Origin of the sequence: Commensalibacter sp. Nvir (assembly GCF_963921845.1) — a bacterium.
Taxonomy (GTDB): domain Bacteria; phylum Pseudomonadota; class Alphaproteobacteria; order Acetobacterales; family Acetobacteraceae; genus Commensalibacter.
In genome coordinates this window covers 1-5,204 of sequence record NZ_CAWUGZ010000099.1, presented here as the reverse complement: position 1 = coordinate 5,204, position 5,204 = coordinate 1, and the positions used below count along the sequence as shown (strand labels likewise).

Sequence of the window (5,204 nt, the reverse complement as noted above, 5' to 3'; positions counted from 1 at the left end):
TTATTACTATGGATATTTAGAATGACACAAAAAAATACACTTTTAAACATAGGCGATATAGATTCTTCTGTTATTGATACTACTGGAAATTCCTCCATCGGTTACCCACAAATTTCCATTCGTGTTAATCGTACGGCGCAACGAACAGATCTACAAGCAGTAATCGATAAAGGCAATTCTATTGCCGATCAATACCCCGACAAAACAGAACGTGCAGAAAAAGTAATCGAAGCTCTAAATGAAATGTTTGGAGGCGGAGATTTTGGCCATACTTGGATTATTATTTTTCATTCCGCAACAAAAGGAGATTATTCCACCTACGCCTACCACGAAACGTTTGGCTATGTTCACGATGGAGATACAGATGGCCAAACTAACGATACCGCTGACCGTGGGTTTGGATATGAATATATCACTCCAATTACACAAAAAATCATCCAAAATATGGAAAACAGCATCATCCCCCAACTTAATCAAGAAAGCACCGCAATTGGTAAAACCATGGGAATAACCCCAACTACCGGACGTCAAGGGGTATATACCGCCATAACCAATTGCACATGGTTTGGAGGAAATCTTTTCAATACGGCCATGAACGATACTCTGGTTTTTACACAGAAATTTGACGGGGCAACCTACGCACAACGCTGGGGAATTGATGCACTTGCTAGCATTACTGAAATCGCAGATCCAGGCATGATTGCAGAAAGCTTAGCGAAACGAAAACAGAAGTAACTTGTTACAATCGACTGAATTTAAGCGTAAAGGAGAGTTCTCCAAGACCAATCTTTACGCTTTTCGTTATTATTTTATTGTCAATCTTAAAATCTATTTTAAAGAACTATAGTTGAATGCAATACGTTATACAACTATTTCTACGATGGCTTTAACAGGGGTTTGCTTATAGCCATGCCCATTTTTTCTCACCATAATCTTGTTTTTAATTTTTAAAAAAAGAATAGTTTATGATCTTAAGAAATTGAAAAAATGTATTTCGTTTGATGTCCTAATATGTTGCTTTTGTAAGTCATTACCAATTACGCTACCGTCACATTGTAAAACGGTACTATTTCAAAATACGCTAACACATTAATTTTATATTGCTTTACAAACTTCTAAAAATTTTGTCAAAGTCTAAACGTTAGTCTTCAGATTTTAGCTCAATAACGCATTTGCATGGCAGAAATTTTTATTACACCTAGCGCCTAGTTTTAACAGAATCTCCATAATGAAAAATCATACTGTTCATACCTTAGTTTAAACCTTTGTACTAAAAGATCTGTTTGATGATTAAAAGGCTTACAACATAAGCCATTCTAATATTTAATTAAAATTATTAAACGTTATGTCTTTAATGTTTACACCTATAAGCAAGATTTTTTTACCATTATCAATATTCAATATTTCGTTACTCGGCTAAAGTTACTTTTTAGGTGTTGAAAATTTAATTAATAATGGCACTATTGTCTATGTGATTTGACGTTGTGACGACAAAGATTTAGAAAAATTTGACGGACTTTAGTAATTTACCAAAAATACAATCGCAATAATTTTGTTTGAACCATTTGCTATGATTACAAAGGAAATACCAACCAACGAACAGAGTTACTAACAATTTTTTACACGAATTTATGTTCTAAAAACGTTTCGATTGTTGCTTCTTGATATTCTTTTTCCCCTCTTCATTCTATAAAACAGTTACAGTTCAATTTTTTTAGCTTTAAACTTATATCTATCCACTTCGATTAATTTTAAGACCATAGAAAATATTATTTAAAAGCGTAAACTCATGAAGACACTGAAATACATTTTATTGCTAGGGTTTAACCTTGCACTTGCTACACCCCAGTCTTTCGCCGAAGATACGAGCCCATCAAATCTTACAACACTAGAACAAAAATCTAACCAAGGCGACGCTTCAGCGCAATATAATCTCGGATTTATGTATGCAACGGGCCAAGGCGTGCATCAAGATTATGCTAAAGCTATGGAATGGCTTATTAAAGCCGCCAATCAGGGATTGGCCCAAGCGCAAAGCGGTCTCGGATTTATGTATGAATATGGCAAAGGCGTGCCTCAAGATTATGCCAAAGCTATGGAATACTACACCAAAGCCGCCAATCGAGGATTGGCTCAAGCGCAATATAATCTCGGACTTATGTATGAATATGGCCAAGGCGTGCCTCAAGATTATGCCAAAGCTATGGAATACTACACCAAAGCCGCCAATCAAGGATTGGCCGAAGCACAAACCAATCTCGGAGGTATGTACGAATATGGCAAAGGCGTGCCTCAAGATTATGCCAAAGCTATGGGATACTACACGAAAGCGGCCAATCAGGGATTGGCCGCAGCACAAACCGATCTCGGAATTATGTATGCAACTGGCAAAGGTGTGCCTCAAGATTATATCAGAGCTATGGAATACTACACCAAAGCCGCCAACCAAGGATCAGCTCAGGCGCAATACAATCTCGGAGGTATGTATAAAGATGGCAAAGGCGTGCCTCAAGACTATGCCAAAGCTATAGAATACTACACGAAAGCGGCCAATCAGGGATTGGCTCAAGCACAAAACAGTCTCGGAATTATGTATGAAGATGGCAAAGGCGTGCCTCAGGATAATATAAAAGCCAAAGCTTATTTTAAAACAGCTTGTTTAAATAAATTTCAACCAGGATGCGATGCTTATAAAGCATTAAACACTGACCAATAAAATTTAGCTAATGAAAAAGAACAACTTGAAATAAAATGGACTGGTTTAAGGATAAAATAAAGCAAGAAAGAAAATCCATTGCTGTTAGGCGAAAAGAATAAAATCTACCCGCAATGGCAGACGTAAATTATTTAATTTTTAAGGATCAATTTGATTTAAACGTAATTACTTTACCAGTAACCCTTGCATATGAAGCCATGAATATTAGCGTATAGAAATTACTTGAAAAGTTTGAAACGAATTATACCTATTGAATTCAGCTTGTCTTCGATCAATCAACATCTAGGACGAATTGTGGAAGCATAAGAAAATCTATAGAAATTTTGATTTATATATTTATAAAAACATAAAGAGAATAAAATAAACATGATAACCATTTACACATATTGTACTTTAACTACAATATGTGTAACAAAGTGAAGAAATTATTAAGGCCGTTAAAAAGCTTCCGTATAAATATCAACTATATCTTCTAACGTAGCTTTTCTTGGATTTCCTGAAGTACATACATCAACAAGGGCTGCATGAGCTAATGCGGATATGTCTTCTTTTTTTACACCTATATGTTGAAGTGATCGAGGAATTCCCAAATCTTGATTTAACTGAAAAATTGCATCAACGACTAAATTTCTAATCTGAAAAAGGGACAAATTTTCAATATTAAGACCCATAGCCAACGCTATAAATCTGTATTTATCCCCCGTATACGAAGCATTATAACGCATAACATAGGGTAAAAGCACTGCATTTGCCACGCCATGGGGTGTATTATAAAAAGCCCCTAGTGGATGAGCCATTCCATGTACTAATCCTAGCCCTACGTTTGAAAACCCCATTCCAGCTACGTACTGGCCTAGGCCCATATCTTCGACTGATTTCGCTATTCCTTTAACTGAGTTTCTTAATGAATTACTAATGATTTCTATGGATTTAAGGTGCAATGTATCCGTTAGTTCCCATGCTCCTAGTGTTACATACCCTTCTATAGCATGCGTCAGCGCGTCTACCCCCGTGGCCGCTTTTAATGCAGGGGGCATACCCTCCATCATATCGGCATCAATAATAGCTATTTTGGGGATGCAGTGTGGATCGACACATACAAACTTTCTTTTATTTTCTTCATCCGTAATAACATAATTAATGGTAACTTCTGCTGCAGTCCCTGCCGTCGTGGGAATGGCAATAATAGGAACGCTAGGCTGACGGGTTTTAGCGGTCCCTTCTAGGCTTAATATATCGCTAAATTCTGGATTATTTGTAACGATACCTATTGCCTTGCTGGTATCCTGAGGCGACCCGCCTCCTATAGCAATAATATAATCCGCTTGGCTTTCTTTATAAGAACTAATACCTAATTTGACTAAATCAATTGTTGGGTTAGGTATCACTTTATCAAAAACATAATAAGATAATTTTTTTTGATCCAAAAGCTCAGTTATTTTTTTTACTACATTATTTTCAACTAAATTTTTATCCGTGACAATAAAAGCTTTGGTGTATCCTCTATTTTCAATTTCTGAAGTTAACTGGTTAATTGATCCTCGACCGAACCAACTTGTTTCATTAAGTATCATTCTATGCATTATTATAGACCTCAAATTTTATAAATTATTCTTCGATTGAAGAACCATAAGTTTTAAATTTTTCTAATACAATCGTCATTTCTTCCTCACTCAACACAGGAACAGGGTCTTGAATAGAAAGGGTTTTTAAATAAAGATGAGCCAAAACCTCGACCTCTTGAGCCAACCATAACGCCTTATCAAGAGTAACTTCGCTTGCAATCATTCCATGATGTTGAAGTAAAATAGCCTTACTTGTTTTCATACATTGAAACACGTTCTCAGAAAGAGGTTTAGAGCCAAAGGTCGCGTAAGGCGCACACGGAATAGAAGACCCTCCAGCCGCTGCAACCATATAATGAATAGCAGGAATAGGTCGATTCAAAATCGATACGGCTGTACTATAAATTGCATGATTATGAACCACCGCATTGGCAGTGGGACGCGCCTGATAAACTGCTCTATGAAATCTCCATTCGCTCGAAGGAACTTTACCTGCTTCATAGTTTCCATCTTTATCAATAAAAACAATTTGCGACTCCGTTAAGTTTTCATAGGGGGTACCTGTGGGTGTTATCAACATTCCATCATTATAACGAACACTTACGTTTCCCGCCGTGCCCTGATTTAGCCCTAACCGTGTCATTTCAAGGCAGACATCAATTATTTTTTTTGATAATAGTTTTCTTTCCATTTTTTAAAATTTTCCTAAGTAAAATTGATTATTCTGTAAACCATATTAATATTTATGTGACAGGAACCAAGTTTATCTAAAATAGGTAATTTTTTTAAATAGTCATCTATTGAAAAAAGAATAAAAAATTTTGAATAAAACACTATTCAGAAAGTTGAAGAATATCACAAAAACACAATATCTATACACAGATAACATTTTTTGAAAATTTTTATAGCGTATTGTTCAACTA

The 5,204-nt window shown here is 35.8% G+C and carries 4 protein-coding genes; 2 read left to right on the top strand and 2 right to left on the bottom strand.

Annotation, left to right across the window (positions count from 1 at the left end; all coding sequences use genetic code 11):
• Together AABE15_RS06355 and AABE15_RS06350 are read left to right on the top strand one after the other, a co-directional pair.
• The coding region (locus AABE15_RS06355) for a hypothetical protein (protein ID WP_338330448.1) at positions 1-735 on the top strand (735 nt) is incomplete at its 5' end.
• A 1,054-nt stretch (positions 736-1,789) separates the two neighbouring features.
• A complete protein-coding gene (locus AABE15_RS06350) occupies positions 1,790-2,716 on the top strand; it encodes an SEL1-like repeat protein (protein WP_338330447.1) in 927 nt (308 codons plus the stop codon).
• A 437-nt stretch (positions 2,717-3,153) separates the two neighbouring features.
• Here the strand turns inward: AABE15_RS06350 and fucO are convergent, their stop codons facing one another.
• Together fucO and AABE15_RS06340 are read right to left on the bottom strand one after the other, a co-directional pair.
• A complete protein-coding gene (gene fucO, locus AABE15_RS06345) occupies positions 3,154-4,299 on the bottom strand; it encodes a lactaldehyde reductase (RefSeq protein WP_338330446.1) in 1,146 nt (381 codons plus the stop codon).
• 25 nt (positions 4,300-4,324) lie between these two features.
• The gene (locus AABE15_RS06340; RefSeq protein ID WP_338330445.1) at positions 4,325-4,972 is read right to left on the bottom strand and encodes an L-fuculose-phosphate aldolase; all 648 of its coding nucleotides are present in this window, start codon (positions 4,970-4,972) and stop codon (positions 4,325-4,327) included.
• Between the last annotated feature and the right edge of the window lie 232 nt (positions 4,973-5,204).

Bases quoted from the DNA above. Each gene is read 5' to 3' on its own strand.
- AABE15_RS06350 (WP_338330447.1), top strand. From the start codon at position 1,790: ATGAAGACACTGAAATACATTTTATTGCTAGGGTTTAACCTTGCACTT.
- fucO (WP_338330446.1), bottom strand. From the start codon at position 4,299: ATGCATAGAATGATACTTAATGAAACAAGTTGGTTCGGTCGAGGATCA.
- AABE15_RS06340 (WP_338330445.1), bottom strand. From the start codon at position 4,972: ATGGAAAGAAAACTATTATCAAAAAAAATAATTGATGTCTGCCTTGAA.